The sequence below is a fragment of the Streptomyces roseifaciens genome, assembly GCF_001445655.1.
In the GTDB taxonomy this organism is placed as follows: Bacteria; Actinomycetota; Actinomycetes; order Streptomycetales; family Streptomycetaceae; genus Streptomyces; species Streptomyces aureoversilis.
Genome location: NZ_LNBE01000004.1, coordinates 1878104 through 1892293, shown reverse-complemented (window position 1 = coordinate 1892293; position 14190 = coordinate 1878104). Strand labels below are relative to the sequence as shown.

The 14190-nt window shown below is 72.3% G+C and carries 21 protein-coding genes; 11 read left to right on the top strand and 10 right to left on the bottom strand.

Annotation, left to right across the window (positions count from 1 at the left end; translation table 11 throughout):
- Nucleotides 1-68: 68 nt before the first annotated feature.
- The 4 genes from rpsR to rpmG all read right to left on the bottom strand — a co-directional run bounded on the left by rpsR (nt 69) and on the right by rpmG (nt 2082).
- Entirely contained in the window at nt 69-311 is a 243-nt protein-coding gene (gene rpsR, locus AS857_RS25670; RefSeq protein WP_058045598.1) for a 30S ribosomal protein S18, read from the bottom strand.
- Nucleotides 312-415: 104 nt separating this feature from the next.
- Entirely contained in the window at nt 416-1624 is a 1209-nt protein-coding gene (locus tag AS857_RS25665; RefSeq protein ID WP_245700514.1) for a CobW family GTP-binding protein, read from the bottom strand.
- On the bottom strand, nt 1621-1911 hold the full coding sequence (locus tag AS857_RS25660) for a type B 50S ribosomal protein L31 (RefSeq protein WP_058045597.1): 291 nt from the start codon (nt 1909-1911) through the stop codon (nt 1621-1623). Before AS857_RS25660 ends, AS857_RS25665 begins: the two co-directional genes overlap by 4 nt.
- A 6-nt stretch (nt 1912-1917) precedes the next feature.
- On the bottom strand, nt 1918-2082 hold the full coding sequence (rpmG, locus tag AS857_RS25655; protein WP_058045596.1) for a 50S ribosomal protein L33: 165 nt from the start codon (nt 2080-2082) through the stop codon (nt 1918-1920).
- Between the two features lie 72 nt (nt 2083-2154).
- Between rpmG and rpmB the strand changes: the two genes are divergently transcribed.
- Both rpmB and rpsN read left to right on the top strand, forming a co-directional pair.
- Entirely contained in the window at nt 2155-2391 is a 237-nt protein-coding gene (rpmB, locus tag AS857_RS25650; RefSeq protein WP_058045595.1) for a 50S ribosomal protein L28, read from the top strand.
- On the top strand, nt 2391-2696 hold the full coding sequence (gene rpsN / locus AS857_RS25645; RefSeq protein ID WP_058045594.1) for a 30S ribosomal protein S14: 306 nt from the start codon (nt 2391-2393) through the stop codon (nt 2694-2696). The genes rpmB and rpsN overlap by 1 nt, the downstream gene beginning before the upstream one ends.
- A 121-nt stretch (nt 2697-2817) precedes the next feature.
- Here rpsN and AS857_RS25640 read toward each other — a convergent pair whose 3' ends face one another.
- A complete protein-coding gene (locus tag AS857_RS25640; RefSeq protein WP_058045593.1) occupies nt 2818-3081 on the bottom strand; it encodes a lasso peptide biosynthesis PqqD family chaperone in 264 nt (87 codons plus the stop codon).
- Between the two features lie 70 nt (nt 3082-3151).
- Nucleotides 3152-5155, bottom strand: a complete 2004-nt coding sequence (locus AS857_RS25635) for an asparagine synthase-related protein (RefSeq protein WP_058045592.1) — start codon at nt 5153-5155, stop codon at nt 3152-3154.
- A 209-nt stretch (nt 5156-5364) separates the two neighbouring features.
- On the opposite strand from AS857_RS25635, the gene AS857_RS25630 reads away from it, so the two are divergent.
- The 5 genes from AS857_RS25630 (at nt 5365) to AS857_RS25610 (ending at nt 8211) form a co-directional block, all read left to right on the top strand.
- Nucleotides 5365-6024: a TetR/AcrR family transcriptional regulator gene (locus tag AS857_RS25630; RefSeq protein WP_058045591.1), complete on the top strand. Its 660-nt coding sequence runs from the start codon at nt 5365-5367 to the stop codon at nt 6022-6024.
- A gap of 101 nt (nt 6025-6125) precedes the next feature.
- Nucleotides 6126-6554: a hypothetical protein gene (locus AS857_RS25625; RefSeq protein ID WP_058045590.1), complete on the top strand. Its 429-nt coding sequence runs from the start codon at nt 6126-6128 to the stop codon at nt 6552-6554.
- A 5-nt stretch (nt 6555-6559) separates the two neighbouring features.
- Nucleotides 6560-7063: a thiol-disulfide oxidoreductase DCC family protein gene (locus AS857_RS25620; protein ID WP_079110847.1), complete on the top strand. Its 504-nt coding sequence runs from the start codon at nt 6560-6562 to the stop codon at nt 7061-7063.
- Nucleotides 7050-7490: a hypothetical protein gene (locus AS857_RS25615; RefSeq protein WP_058045589.1), complete on the top strand. Its 441-nt coding sequence runs from the start codon at nt 7050-7052 to the stop codon at nt 7488-7490. Before AS857_RS25620 ends, AS857_RS25615 begins: the two co-directional genes overlap by 14 nt.
- 79 nt (nt 7491-7569) lie before the next feature.
- Nucleotides 7570-8211 (top strand): TetR family transcriptional regulator, encoded by a 642-nt coding sequence (locus AS857_RS25610; protein WP_173864855.1) that lies wholly within the window; start codon nt 7570-7572, stop codon nt 8209-8211.
- A 27-nt stretch (nt 8212-8238) separates the two neighbouring features.
- Here the strand turns inward: AS857_RS25610 and AS857_RS25605 are convergent, their stop codons facing one another.
- Nucleotides 8239-9531 (bottom strand): helix-turn-helix domain-containing protein, encoded by a 1293-nt coding sequence (locus AS857_RS25605; RefSeq protein ID WP_058047050.1) that lies wholly within the window; start codon nt 9529-9531, stop codon nt 8239-8241.
- Between the two features lie 195 nt (nt 9532-9726).
- On the opposite strand from AS857_RS25605, the gene AS857_RS25600 reads away from it, so the two are divergent.
- Together AS857_RS25600 and AS857_RS25595 are read left to right on the top strand one after the other, a co-directional pair.
- Nucleotides 9727-10173 (top strand): glycine-rich domain-containing protein, encoded by a 447-nt coding sequence (locus AS857_RS25600; protein ID WP_058045587.1) that lies wholly within the window; start codon nt 9727-9729, stop codon nt 10171-10173.
- Between the two features lie 155 nt (nt 10174-10328).
- Nucleotides 10329-11000 carry a class I SAM-dependent methyltransferase gene (locus AS857_RS25595; RefSeq protein ID WP_058045586.1) on the top strand — a complete coding sequence of 224 codons (672 nt, stop codon included), beginning with the start codon at nt 10329-10331 and terminating at the stop codon, nt 10998-11000.
- Between the two features lie 12 nt (nt 11001-11012).
- Here AS857_RS25595 and AS857_RS25590 read toward each other — a convergent pair whose 3' ends face one another.
- Together AS857_RS25590 and AS857_RS25585 are read right to left on the bottom strand one after the other, a co-directional pair.
- Complete coding sequence (locus AS857_RS25590; RefSeq protein ID WP_058045585.1) at nt 11013-11261, bottom strand: hypothetical protein; 249 nt, start codon at nt 11259-11261, stop codon at nt 11013-11015.
- 78 nt (nt 11262-11339) lie between these two features.
- Entirely contained in the window at nt 11340-11576 is a 237-nt protein-coding gene (locus AS857_RS25585) for a GntR family transcriptional regulator (protein ID WP_420823991.1), read from the bottom strand.
- Between the two features lie 166 nt (nt 11577-11742).
- On the opposite strand from AS857_RS25585, the gene AS857_RS25580 reads away from it, so the two are divergent.
- Nucleotides 11743-12063: a hypothetical protein gene (locus AS857_RS25580; protein ID WP_058045583.1), complete on the top strand. Its 321-nt coding sequence runs from the start codon at nt 11743-11745 to the stop codon at nt 12061-12063.
- 6 nt (nt 12064-12069) lie between these two features.
- On the opposite strand, the gene AS857_RS25575 is transcribed toward AS857_RS25580, so the two are convergent.
- Nucleotides 12070-12390, bottom strand: coding sequence for a UBP-type zinc finger domain-containing protein (locus AS857_RS25575; RefSeq protein ID WP_058045582.1), 321 nt, complete (start codon nt 12388-12390; stop codon nt 12070-12072).
- Nucleotides 12391-12465: 75 nt separating this feature from the next.
- Between AS857_RS25575 and AS857_RS25570 the strand changes: the two genes are divergently transcribed.
- On the top strand, nt 12466-14184 hold the full coding sequence (locus tag AS857_RS25570) for a bifunctional 3'-5' exonuclease/DNA polymerase (protein ID WP_058045581.1): 1719 nt from the start codon (nt 12466-12468) through the stop codon (nt 14182-14184).
- Nucleotides 14185-14190: the final 6 nt, after the last annotated feature.

Below are 14190 nucleotides of genomic sequence, written 5' to 3'. Positions count from 1 at the left end.
ACGTGCACTTACGGTGTTCCCACCATTACTTCAAGGTGACTACACCATCGTGACCAGGCGACCGACGACTACTTGCCCGTACTCGAATACGGCAGGAGTGCCATCTCACGTGCATTCTTGATCGCCCGGGCCAGCTGGCGCTGCTGCTGAACGGTGACCCGGGTCACCCGGCGGCTACGGATCTTCCCCCGGTCCGAAATGAACTTCCGCAGCAGATCGGTGTCCTTGTAGTCGATGTACGTGATGCCTGCCGCATCCAGGGGGTTGGGGCGGGGCTTGAGGTTCTTGCGGTGGTCGGGGCGGCGCGGCATGAAAGGTCCTTGAAGATCTGGATCGGCGGGTCGGTGAATCTGCGGGGCGGGGAATCTGCGGTCTGCGGGTCGGTGAATCCGTGGACTGCTGATCTGCAGGCGTGTCAGGAAACGGGGTCGAGGAGTTCGTCGAACGCGGCCGGGAGCAGCCGCCAGGCGTCGGGCCCGCCCGCGTATTCGGCGTCGGTCAGCAGGCACGACTCCAGCAGCGTGCGCAGCCCGTCGGCGTCGAGTCCCGGCGAGGTGAACGTGAGGTGCTGGACGCGGTCGCCGTGCTCGGGATCCCAGTCGAGGGAGGCGGCCACGCGCCGCTCCGGCGGCACCATGTCCCAGGCGGCGTCCGGCAGCGCCGCCAGCCACGGCCCCGCGCTCTCCACGCACAGCGCGCCGCCCGCGGCGTCCCACGCCAGCAGCGTGTCCGGCCGGTCGGCGAGCCAGAAGCGGCCCCGGCTGCGCGCGGCGGCACAGCACAGGTCCTCCAGCGCGGCGTACAACCGCCCCGGGTGGAAGGGCCGGCGCCCGCGCCACACGAGGGTGGCGACGCCGTCCGCGTCGGCCTCCTGCGGCAGCAGCGCGCAGGCGGGATGCTGCCGGGCCGCGGCCGCCTCCACGTCGAATCCGGCGACCGCGGCGGCCGCCAGTTCGACGGAGTCGACGGCGATGTGACGTGCGGTGGGGGCGAGTTGGGAGAGGAGTGCGTGGTCGGCGGCGTCGGCCGGGGCCACGGGCTCGCCGAAGGCGGTCCGGTCGCCGTCGGCGTCCTCCCCGGCCGCCGTCCCCTCCGCCAGCGCGAGCACCGTGGGGTACTCCAGCTGACGGGCGAAGGTGTCGGCCACGGTGCGCTGGTCGGCGGCCGCGGCGGCCAGTCCGGCCTCCGCGAGGTCGTCGCCGCAGCCGAGGGCGGGCAGCACGAGGGCCGGGTCCACGGCCGTGATCACGGCGGTGAGCCGCAGGTCCTCGCCCGCGTGGGCGGCCACGACCTCGGCCATGGCCTTGGGTTCGACCGAGTCCCAGAGCTCGACGACGGCGAGCCGGCACGTGCCCGAGGCGGCGAGCCGCTCCAGTTCGGGCATGAGGTCCTCGCGCAGGGCGCAGCAGGCGCAGTCGTTGACGAGCGGCGCCTCGCCCTCGTCGAGCGTGCCGGTGCGGTCCCGCACCGTCCGGCGGACCGTTCCCGCGGCGGCGGTGGCCAGGTCGTGGTGGAGGGCGACGCTGCCGGGGACGGTCCGCAGGAGGCGCTCGACCGCGGCCCGGCGGGCGTCCGCGTGCAGACCGCCCACCAGGGCCACGGGCAGGGGATGCGGCGCGGTCACCGCCGGCCCCCGCGGTCATCACGACTGCCGCCATGACTGCCGCCACGGCTGCCGTAGCGGCGCTCGAAGCGCTCGACGCGGCCGGCGGTGTCCAGGACGCGGGCCGTGCCCGTGTAGAAGGGGTGGCTCGCCGAGGAGATCTCGACGTCGATGACGGGGTACGTCCTGCCGTCCTCCCACTCGACCGTCTTGTCGCTGGTGGCGGTCGAGCGCGTGAGGAAGGCGAAGCCGGCCGCGCGGTCACGGAAGACGACGGGGCCGTAGGGCGGGTGGATTCCGGGCTTCACGGCGGATCAGCGCTCCTCTCGGAAGGTGACGTGGCGGCCGACGACCGGGTCGTACTTGCGCAGTTGCATGCGGTCGGGGTCGTTACGGCGGTTCTTGCGGGTCACGTAGGTGTAACCGGTTCCGGCGGTGGACCGGAGCTTGATGACGGGGCGTAGCTCGTTGCGGGCCATGGGGGCTACTATACAGAAATGGTTCCCATTTTCATTAAGGCTCTTCCGGAGCCCTCCCAGGAGGTCTGACCCTTGTCGGCGCACTGCCAGCTGACCGGACGCAAGCCCGGATTCGGCAAGACCATCTCCCACTCCCACCGCCGCACGTCGCGGCGGTTCGACCCCAACATCCAGAGCAAGCGCTACTGGCTCCCCTCCGAAGGCCGGCACGTACGGCTGCGGCTGAGCGCGAAGGGGATCAAGACCGTCGACACGATCGGCGTCGAGGCGGCCGTCGCCCGCATCCGGGCCCGTGGAGGGAAGGTCTGATGGCCAAGAAGAGCAAGATCGCTAAGAACGAGCAGCGGCGGCTGACGGTCGCGCGCTACGCGGCGCGCCGGGCCCTCCTCAAGGCCGTCATCCGCAACCCGCGGACGCCGGAGGAGGAGCGGCTGGCGGCCGAGTGCGAACTGCGGCGCCAGCCGCGGGACGCGAGCGCGACGCGCCTGCGCAACCGCGACTCCGCGGACGGCAGGCCGCGCGGCTACTTCCGTGCGTTCGGCCTGTCGCGCGTGAACCTGCGCAAGGAGGCCCACGCCGGGCACCTGCCGGGGGTGCGGAAGTCCAGCTGGTAGACGGCGGGGCGGCAGTCACCGGGCCGACAGGCACCGGGGCGGCAGTCACCGGGCCGACAGGCACCGGGCCGTCAGCCGCCGGGCCGGCAGGCACCGGGGCGAGCCGGCGGCTGCCGGCCCGTCACCCGTCGGTCACCACCAGGCGGGCCGTGGAGAGGGAGTCGACGAGGGCCGCCACGTCGGTGGCGGCCCGCTCTGCGGAGACGGCCGGGTACCGCTCGGTGAGCAGCTGCGCCGCCCGCTCCGGGGTGCCGTCGAGCAGGGTGCGCAGGACGAGCGCGGCGGTGCTGTTGAGCTGCCAGTAGCTCCCTGACTGCTCGTCGAGCAGCACCATGCCGTCCTCGGTGTCCGTGGCGGACACGTCCCGGCGAAGGGTGAGGTTCACAGCGGTCTCCCGTGGTCGTGTGAGGTGGTCGTGTGGAGGACGGCTACGGCTGCCGGGGCGGCTACGACGGCTACGGCATCAAGGCGGCGCGGTCGGGGAGGGAACGGAGCCAGAGTTCGCAGCCCAGCGTGGCGTCGAGCGGGCGCAGGGGCTCCGGTACGGGGTGCAGGCCGAGCACGCTCGCGCGGAGGGCCGCCGCATCCACCAGGCCCGCGCGGGCCAGCAGGGAATCCTCGAACAGTGCGACCAGACGGCCCCGGTTGTGCCGCAGCCCCGCATACAGGTCCGCGCTGAACTCGCCCCCGGCGGACCGCCCCAGGACCGGGTCCGGCACGATGCCGCGCAGGGCGGCGGCGAGAACCGGCTTGTACCGTCCGGGCGCGCCGCGTTCGTCGACGCGTACGGACAGCGCCGCCTCGACGACCCCGTCGTCGAGGTAGGGCGCGGCGTACTCCAGCCCCCTCGCGGACGTCACCTGGCCGATCTGGCGGACGCTGCGCCCGCCTGCCCGTACGGACGCGAGCGCCGCGTGCTGGCCGCGCTGCGCGTGCAGCGGCTCCGGGGCGGCGGCCGCGGCCTCGCGCAGCAGGCCCCGCACCGCGAGGACCGCGTCCGCGGTCGCCCAGGAGGGCATGCGCAGGTCCGGTCCCCAGGTCATGGAGGGGACGTTCCCCGCCGGGAAGGCGGCGGGGCGGACGAGGCTGTCCGCCCAAGCGGTCAGCCACTGCGGGAAGTTGCTGCGGTCCGCCAGGCCGCCGAGGACCGGGAGCAGCGGCAGGCGCCGGCCGGCGCGCTTCCTGCGGACGGCGGCGAGGGCGGCGAGCGGGCGGCTGCGCAGGAGGTCGTGCAGGTGCGGGGCGGGAGCGGTGAAGAGCTCGCCCCCGCCGCCGCCGGACATGTGCAGCCGCGATCCCCGGACGGTCATCAGGGCGGACAGCTTGGCGAAGCGGGCGGCGTCCCGCACCCAGGCGCCGGGCTCGTCGGCCGGGCGGTTCGTGTCGTGGAGCGGGTGGCCGAGGCCGTGGGGCGGGTGGCCGGTGACGTCGGCCGAGCGGCTCATGGCGTGGGACGGGTGGCTCATGCCGTGGGACAGGTGGCTCACGCCGTGGGACGGGTGGCTCATGCCGTATCCGGCCCCCGGGTGCAGGACGTCCACCACCTCGGCCGGGTCGCTGAACAAGAGGGGCGTTCCGGAGCGGCCGGGCCGGACGTGCCGGGCGTCGGGCAGTGCGGCGGCGGCCTGCGCGGCCCGGCGGCCGTCGTCGCCCGGGTCGGCTCCTTCCCAGCGCAGGGTGACCAGCTTCGCCGCGCCGATCCGGGCCGCGAGGAAGCACAGGCCGGTGGAGTCCATCCCGCCGGAGAGGTCCGCGCTCACCGTGCCGCCGCCGGCCGTGCAGGACTCGACGGCGGCGACGAGCGCCCGGCGCACCTCGCGCGCGCCCTCGGCCGCGGACAGGACCGGATCCGGCGGAGTCCACCAGCGCCGCGTACGGGCCCGGCCGTCGGCCTCGATCAGCAGGCAGTCCCCGGACGGTACGCGGTGCACGCCGCGCCACGGGCTCCGGTCGTCCAGCGGGTGGGGAGGGGGCGAGGAGAGCAGATGGAGTGCGAGCATCCGCTCGTCCGGGCTCGCTCCGACGGCCTCCGCGAGCCGGTCGGCGCGGTCGGCCGCCACCGTCACCCCGTCGAAGCGGGTGTAGAAGACGCCGCACGCGCCGGACGCCGAGCCTCGTACCCGGACCCGTCCGCCGGCCGAGGTCACCACGTGGAAGCTCCCCGCCAGGCCCGCCACGGCCCGCTCGGTGTCCACGACGTCACGGACCTGCCGCAGCCGTGCGGCCAGCTCCGCTGCGGTGACGGGGCAGCGGCCGATCACCGCCACCCGCGCTGCGCCTGCCGTCGCCCCCGCCCCTGTTCCCGTTCCCGCCCCGGCGAGCGTCACCCTTTCGTCCGGCCAACTGCCCACCAGCCAGGGCCGTCCCGAGGCGTGGTCGATCGTCCGGGACGCCCGGGGGCGCAGCACGCGGGCCGCAGCCAGGCCCGCCTCACTGTCCGGCAGAACCGCGAACCACACTGCCCGGCCCCCTCCCGGCGACTGCTGTCCAGCGGTGCGGCATGCAACGCAACTGCACCGTGAGCCCCGGGATACCCACGCCTTCTGCCGTTACGCCGAACAGGCGAACATTTCACACGACAAGGAGGCAAGTGTGACCATATGCCTGCCGTCGACCGACGTTCCTACGTTCACCAAGAGCATTTTTACGTCGAGAGTAAGATTGCCTCATGAGCGTCGAGACAATGGGACTCCGTGAGTCCAAGAAGCAGGAGACCAGGCAGCTGATCTCCGACCACGCCACCCGGCTCTTCCTCGCACAGGGCTTCGAGCAGACGACGATCGCCGAGATCGCCGCAGCGGCACGGGTCGCGAAGAAAACGGTCACCAACTACTTCCCCCGCAAGGAGGATCTGGCCCTCGACCACCACGAGGAGTTCGCCGCGAGCCTGGCCGGCGCCGTCGCGGACCGGGCAGAGGGCGAATCGGCACTCGCCGCACTGCGGCGGTACTTCCTGACCGCGGTGGAGGACCGCAGCCCCGTCGCGGGCTTCGCCGGGTACGAGTTCGCGCACATGATCGCCGAAAGCCCCACGCTCACGGCCCGCTTGCGCGAACTGCACGACCAGCGCGAGGAAGCCCTCGCCGAGGCCCTCGCCGGAAGCGCGGGCGGGGGCGGGAGCGAGGGGATCGCACCCCGGGCCGCCGCCACCCTCCTCGCTGCCGCGCAGCGACTGCTCTTCGAGCGCATCCAGGAGCTCACTCTGGCGGGCCGTTCCACCGACCGGATCGCCGGCATCGTGGCCGAGGAGGCCGCGCACGTCTTCGACCTGCTCACCCCTTCCCTGGGCGACTACGCGAGCGCACCCGGGAGCACACCCGGGGCGTAGAGGCGGAAACAGAGACCGAAGCCCGGCTTGAACGTGTTCAAAAACAGGTCTACAGTCACGATCATCAGAGCTTTTGAACACGTTCAAGAAGGGCTGGGGACGTGGATCTCACAGTCGTCTCATACGTCATCTACCTGCTGCTCAGCCTGGGCCTCACGGTCTGGGTCGCACGCACGCTCAGCCGCAACGGGCGGGTCTTCCTCGCCGACGTCCTGCACGGCAACGAGAAGCTCGCGGAAGCCGTGAACCACCTGCTGGTGGTCGGCTTCTACCTGGTGAACCTCGGGTTCATCGCCCTGTACCTGCAGGACGACACGACCGTCACCGACGCCCGCGGGGTGTTCGAGGCGCTGTCGCAGAAGCTCGGCGTCGTCCTGCTCGTGCTCGGCGTCATGCACCTCGGCAACGTCTACGCCCTCAACAAGTTCCGCCGCCGCGGCATGATGGACCGGGAGCAGCTCCCGCCCGTCGCCCCGCAGGGGTGGGCGGGTCAGCAGGGCCCGTGGACCGCGCCGGCCGGCGGGCGCTGAGCCCGATGGCGACCGTCACGGCGGCCACCACGGCCATCGCCGCCGCCGACCGGGACGCCCGGAGCGTCTCGGTCCGCCGGCTCACCGTGCTCTACGACGCGCAGTGCCCGCTCTGCACCTTCGTGCGCAACTGGCTCGTGAAGCAGCGTCAGCTCGTACCGCTCGACCTGGTGCCCCTCGGGTCGGACGAGGCCCGGCGCCGCTTCCCGGAGCTCGACCATGCCGCCACGTACGAGGAGATCACCGTCGTCGGCGACGCCGGGCAGGTCTACCGCGGGGCCGCCGCGTGGGTCGTGTGCCTGTGGGCCCTGGCCGAGTACCGCCCGCTCTCCCACCGCATGAGCACCCCGTCCGGCCTCCGCTTCGCCCGCAACGCGCTCCTGGCCGCGTCAAGGTACCGCGGGGCGTACTGGCAGGCCCAGCCCGCGCCCGGCACGAACGGATGGGCGTACGCCGCCCCTCCCCCGGCCTGCGGCAGCGCCTGTGAGCCCGGCAGTGCGCCCGCATAGCCCCCGCCCCCGCACCGGTCGACCCGCGCGGATCGTCGGCCTCGTCGCCTTCGGCACCGTGGCCGCACTGGCCGCACTGGTCGTCCTCCTGAGCCCGCCCGCCGGCTCGGCGGAACCCGGCGAGCTCATAGGCTCCTGGCGAGCCCACCAAGGCGCGCGGCTGACCCTCCGCGAGGACGGCACGCTCACCGCCGTGGGCGTCCCCACCGCCTTCTCCGAGGACGACGACGAGCAGCCCACCAGACGGTTCACCGGCAACGGAACCTGGCACCTGGAGAAGAAGCCCAAGCTCGGCCACCAGCGGATCCGGCTCACCCTCGGCGAGACGTTCGAACTCTCCATCGCCGGCCAGGGCGCCCGCGACGGCCTCTTCATCAGACCCTCCCGGGACACCACCACCCAGTTCCGCTTCAAGAGGACCCCTTAGGCTCTGAACCGTGCCAGCAGAGAACGAGCCCCGGCCTGCGAAGAGCGAGCAGACCCGCACCCTGATCCTGGAAACCGCGATGCGGCTCTTCCAGGAGCACGGCTACGACAAGACCACCATGCGGGCCATCGCCAAGGAGGCCGGCGTCTCCGTCGGCAACGCGTACTACTACTTCGCCGGCAAGGAACACCTGATCCAGGGCTTCTACGACCGGATCGCCGCCGAGCACCAGGCGGCGGTCCGCGAGGTGCTGGACCGGGAGACCGACCTGGAGGCGCGGCTCTCCGGCGTCCTGCAGGCCTGGCTGGACATCGCCATGCCGTACCACGAGTTCGCGGCCCAGTTCTTCAAGAACGCCGCCGACCCCGACTCCCCGCTGAGCCCCTTCTCCGCCGAGTCCGAGCACGCGCGGGAAGCCGCCATCGACGTCCACCGCGAGGTGCTCGCCGGCGCCAAGGCCAAGGTCCCGGCCGAGCTCGCCGACGTCCTCCCCGAGCTGATGTGGCTCTCCCAGATGGGCCTCGTCCTCTACTGGGTCTTCGACCGCTCCCCCGACCGCGAACGCACCCGCCGCCTCGCCGACCGCGGCGCCCGCCTGACGACCCGCGGCATCTCCCTGGCCCGCTTCCGCGTCCTCCGCCCGCTCGTCCTCGAAATCCACGAACTGTTCACGGACTTCCTGCCCGGCATGGCCCAGACGGCGGTCGCCCGCAAGTCCTGAGAAATCCGGGACAACCGGTCTCAGCCGCTACCGGCCACGTAGCCCGATAGCAGAAGCGAGCTCCCGCGCGCCGACGGTGTGCGGGCGCCGGTTGATCAGGTCGTTGGCGACACGGCGGATGGCAGGCCGGTCGCGTACCTCGGCCGGGGAGACGCGGAGGGCTTCCAGGAGGGCGTCAGCGGTCTGCTGGGGTTTGCCCCATTGCCACCAGGCACGGGCGAGATCGGTGTGCATGCGGGCACGGCGTTCTGCAGTGGGGAACTGTCCGGGGTGCAGCGCGCGCCCGGCTTGGAGGGCGGTTCCGGCGTCACCGAGAGCCCAATGCACGCCGACCTCGTAGAGGGTGACGGCAGCGGGGCTGATCGAGAAGGCGGCACCGGCGGGGGGCTGTTCCGGCAGACGCCAGGCGTTGCGCCCGGCTTCACGCATGAGACTGAGGGCCTGATCGCGGTCGCCGGTGCGGGCGGCCGTGTACGCAGTGGTGCACAGCATCTGTGCATACGCCATCGCTTGCGCCTGGGTGGCCAGCCCCGAGCGTTCGACGGCGGCCAGGGAGTGTTCGACCAGGCGCTGGGCAGCCTGAGGCTGCTCCTGGTGGCGGAGCACAATGCTCAGCTCCCGGGACGCGGCGGCCTGGGCGATGGGGTTGCCGGACAGGTCCGCGTAGGTGAGGGCCCGGTCGGCGGTCAGTCTGGAGCGCTCGTAGCGCCCGATCTTCGTGAGGACCCGCGAGGCCAGGGAATAGCAGGAGGACAGCGTCGCGTAAGCGGTCTGCGACCGGGTGTGGATGGCGGCGTGGGCATCAGCCAGCAGCGCCGGGAGCGCTTCGAGCAGCTGGGCGTGCCGACCGGTGTCGAACAGGGCCTGGGCCCCGGCCAGGCGCAGCTGCACAGGCGCGGCCGCACCGAGCGAGGCGGGAACGGCCGCGAGTGCGTCATCGAGGCCGGCGAGGAGGAGCTGAAGGGGGCCCGCCACCCCGGCGGCGGCGAGCAGTGTGCGGCGGCGCAACGGGTCCTCCTCGGCATGACGCGGCCCGGATGCGGCCACTGTAGTGGCCGCATCCCTACCCAGGCCGACAGCCACGGCCAGAACCTCCGTCGGTAACCCGACCTCCTGCGCGGCGCGTCGCAACAGCCCCAGGTCGGCAGTGCCGTGTCGTTCAAGGCGGGAGATGGTGGAGGCCGAGCAGCCGACGCGCCGACCGAGGTCGGCCTGGCGCCAGCCGCGGTGAGTGCGGCCCAGACGGATGAGGGCGCCGACCTGATGACGCCCCATCAGCGCCTGTGCCTGAGGGGTCCTCCACAGCGGATCGGTGCTCATCACACCACCTTCACGGGCGTGAGTCCTGCCCGCCCACGGTAGGCGTGGCCGCGCAGCAGGCCAAGGCCGTGTGCAGCATCTGCACATCGCGTGCGGCCTGCGGCGATGGATCACCTCGCGAGCCCGGGACGCGCTGCACTGGAGGGGCGCCCTCATCCGAGAGGCGCAAGGGCATCGAACATCAGGGAGGACAGCATGGCTACGACAGCCGAGGCGGTGCCGTCGGTTCGCGACCCCCGGGACTTCGTCAAGCCGGACGTGTGGGACCGCGAGATCCAGCTGCTCATGCGCGACCACCCCTTCGACGAGGTGTACGCCGACCGCCTGTTCAGTGCGGCCGTGTCCTACCTGATCACGGCCATGGAGAAGTGGGGGCAGCAGCTGGAGATGTGTTGCGGCCGCACCGTCGACATCGCCGTCCACACCTTCATCCTGGACACGAAGAACTACCGCGAGTTCTGCGCCCAGCACTTCGCCGGCCGTTTCCTGGAGCACATCCCCGAGATCGCCTTCAAGTACGACGGTTCGGTCGAGCGCACCGCGAAGATCATCGCGGACAACGGATTCAAGGTCGACTGGAAGCTCTGGGAGGCCGACTACGCCAAGTGCGGCCCGTGCGCGCCTGGAACGAACTGTCACTGAACGAACCGGAATGGTCAGGCCCGGGGACGTCATGAGCGGCCCCGGGCCTGACCTGTGGCGCAACAGGGCGGAGTTCCGTCAACGCCACCTGACGCGGCCGCAGGCGGCGGTACGGTGACGGACTCACGTGGCCCACCGTTCCCCCGAGGAGCCTCATGCCCCGCCCGCCCCTCACACCGGCCGAATACTGGGACCTGTACAAGCCGTACCGCGGGGAGGGCGAACAGCCGGCCCCGTCGGCCGACCGGTTCGAGTGGACGCAGTTCCCCGGCCACGGCCCCGGTCCGGAACTTCTCGGCACCCCGCGCACCGCCTTGGAACTCGGCCCCGGCGAAGGCGCCGAAGCCGTCCACCTCGCGCGCCGCGGCGCCCAGGTGACCGCCGTCGACTTCTCCGCCCTCCAGATCGCCCGCGCCCGCCGCTGGTGGTCACACATCCCGGGCGTCACCTTCCTGCACGCGGACGTGTGCGACTTCCTCATGTCCGAGGCGACCGAATACGACGCGATCTACTCCGTGTGGGGAGCGGTCTGGTTCACCGACCCCGAGCGGCTCCTCCCGCTGGTGGCCAAGCGCCTCACGCCCGGCGGAGTGTTCGTATTCAGCCACGCAGAAGCAGGCCCGGGCACTCATGGGGCTCAGCAAATGCGCGGGAAGTGGCTCGAAGGCCGCCAGCGCGAGCTGACAGTGCTGCGCTGGCAGTACGGGCCCGCCGCGTGGGCCGATCTGCTCAGGCGGAGCGGTTTCACGCACGTCGACGCTTGCATCGTGCCCCCTCCGGAGGACGAGCCCCTGGGCACCCTGCTCGTGCGCGCCGAAGTGGCCTGAGCGGCGACAGCCTTACTGCAGTGCCCGCTTGCGGGCCTCGTCCGCCCGGCTGCTTGCCCGGACGGAAGCGCCCAAGGCGATGATGGTCGAAGGTATCCATCCCCACTTGGCAACGAAGTCCGCAATGATTCCGGTCACCGAGTCGTCATCGGTGAAGAGGGCGACAGCAATCGCCACGATCCCGAAGAAGAACCAGACACTCCAGATTTCCTTGTGGGTATCTTTCGCTGCAGCCTTGATGTCCTTGTAGCCGTCAGCCATGGGGCCCCCTCTGTCGCGGTCTGCGGATCCCAACAAGCAGACGATCACGCAATCGCTACGTCAGGAACCGCCGGAGCCTTACGACTTGGGCGGCTTGGCGGCGACGAAGGAGCCCATGCCGGGCGTCGTCACGATCAGGCCCTCCGCGCGGAGGGCGGCCGTGACCTTGCGGACCGTCGTCCGCGCGACATCGAATTCCTGCTCCATCCGCACCTCTGAGATGAGGTGATTGAGCGGATATTCACCGCTGGCGATGCGCTGCCGGATCACGTCGGCGATCTGCATCCACTTCGGTCGCGTCGGGTCGTACTCCATCACGCGCCTGACTGTAAACAGCGGTATGCAACCGAACATAGAGCCTACTCTAGACGGCTAGGTGTAGACAGGGCCCTACAGGGGGCTCTAGGGTGGGCGCACTCAAGACCCCCGCGACCGCTGTCACGGCCCGGGGGCATGGCCACCAGCCTCAGGAGCTGATGACGTGAAGGACTCTATCTCCCGCCTCCTCGCCCGGACGAGGGCTCTCTTCAGCCGTCGCGCGGCGCCCGAAGTCCCCGTCACGCCGCCCCCGGCGCCCCCCGCGCTCCCGGCCCCCCGTACCCCCGAACCCCTCCGCCCCCACTGCGGGGTCTACGTCTGGGCGACGGCGCACGGGATCGACCTGCGGCCCACCACCCCGCTCCTCGCCTGCACCTGTGCCGCCAAGCCGCACCCCGTCCACCCCACCGACCCCGTCTCCGACTCCGACGCCCTGCGCGCCAAAGTCCGCGAGGTCAACTCCCGTAGCACCTGGGGGAAATGAACCCCGTCAGCCCGGTACCAGCAGCAGCTGGTCGGCGTAGCACCACGCCCAGTCCTCGCCCGGTTCGAAGGACCGGGCGAGGTCGTGGCCCGGCTCCGTGCGGGCGTGGGCGCTTGCGTGGCGGTTCGGGGAGCTGTCGCAGCAGGCGACGTGGCCGCAGACGAGGCACTCACGCAGGTGCACCCAGGTGCCGCCCGTGCGCAGGCAGTCCTCGCAGCCTTCCGTCGTGCTGGGGGTGACCTCCGCGGCCGCCTCGTTCAGGTGGGCGCAGTCCCGCCGGGTCGGGCGGCCCTCCACGTCCGCTGACACCTGCCAGGTTCCAGTCATGTCCCCAACGTAGCCCGGCACGCGCAATCCCGCAGGTCAGGGCGATTGTCAGTGCCCCCTGGCAGGATCGTTCGCGTGAGGTTGGCGGTGGCGGAGACGGGCGACGGGGGTGTCCGTCTCCGCGCCGTCGATCTCGCGGGGGCGCCGGTCGGGCCGGTCGCGTCCGCGGGCAGCCTGGCGGAGGCCGTGCGGTCGCATCCCCACGTGGAGCGGTGGGTGTGGCGGTCCACCGCGCACCATTACCCGCAGCTGCTGGCGGAAGGGCTGCGCGTCGAGCGGTGTTACGACGTGGAGGCGGCCGAGAGCCTGCTCGTGGGGCACGAGGAAGGTCAGTCCGGGCAGCCCAGGTCGCTGGCCGCCGCGTGGGCGCGGCTGCGCGGCCTGCCCGTGCCCGCCGATCCGCCGCCGCGGGCCGCCGGAGGGCAGCCGTCGCTGTTCGAGCCGGGGCCCGTACCGCTGCCGCCCGGCACGGATCCGCTGGACGCGCTGGTCGAGGTCCATGCCGCGCAGATCGCCCGGGCGGGGGCCGCCGGGCACCGCGGGCGGATGCTGCTCCTCCTCGCCCTGGAGTCCGCGGGCACCCTGGTCGCCGCCGAGATGCACCGCGCCGGTCTGCCGTGGCGGGCCGACGTCCACCGCGCCCTGCTGGACGAGCTGCTCGGGGAGCACTTCCCGGGCGGGCTGGAGCCGCGCCGGCTGGCCGGGCTGGCGGAGGCCGTGTCCGCCGCGTTCGGCCAGGAGGGCGTGCGCGTACGGCCGGATCTGCCCGCGGACATCATCCGGGCCTTCGCCCGCCAGGGCATCTCCCTGTCGTCCACGCGCGCGTGGGAGCTCAAGGCGATCGACCACCCCGCCGTCGAGCCCCTGCTGCAGTACAAGAAGCTCTACCGGCTGCACACGGCCCACGGCCGGTCCTGGCTGCAGACGTGGGTGCGGGAGGGCCGTTTCCGCGCCGAGTACGTGCCGAGCGGTTCCGTCTCCGGCCGCTGGACCACCAACGGCGGGGGCGCGCTGCAGATCCCGCGCGTAGTGCGCCGGGCCGTCGTCGCCGACCCCGGGTGGCGGCTGGTGGTCGCGGACGCCGATCAGATGGAGCCGCGCATCCTCGCCGCCGTCTCCCGCGACCCGGGGCTGATGGAGGCGGCGGGCGGCGAGCGCGATCTGTACGCGGCCCTGTCGGACCGGGCCTTCGCCGGTGACCGCGAGCGGGCCAAGATGGCGATGCTCGGCGCCATCTACGGGCAGACCTCCGGCGACGGCCTGAAGCACCTCGCGGATCTGCGCCGCCGCTTCCCCGCGGCCGTCGCGCTCGTGGACGACGCGGCGCGCGCGGGCGAGGAGGGCCGCCTCGTACGGACGTGGCTCGGGCGTACGTGCCCGCCTGCCTCCACGGCCCTGCCCGACGAGGCAGGCCTCCCCCAGGCCTCCGAAGAGGATTCCGCGCCCGGCTACGGCAGCACCCCGGCCGACCGGGCCCGCGGCCGTTTCACGCGGAACTTCGTGGTGCAGGGAAGCGCCGCCGACTGGGCCCTGGCGATGCTCGCGGCCCTGCGCCAGGAGCTCGCGGGGCTCCGCGCCGAGCTCGTGTTCTTCCAGCACGACGAGGTCATCGTGCACTGCCCCGAAGCCGAGGCGGCCGTGGCCGCCGAGGCCATCCGCACCGCCTCGCGCCGTGCCGCGCACGTCGTCTTCGGGGAGACGCCGGTGCTGTTCCCGTTCACGACGGCGGTCGTGGAGTGCTACGCCGATGCGAAGGGACCGCAGCCGGCCGCCGCGGAAGCAGCCCTGCTCTGACAGTCC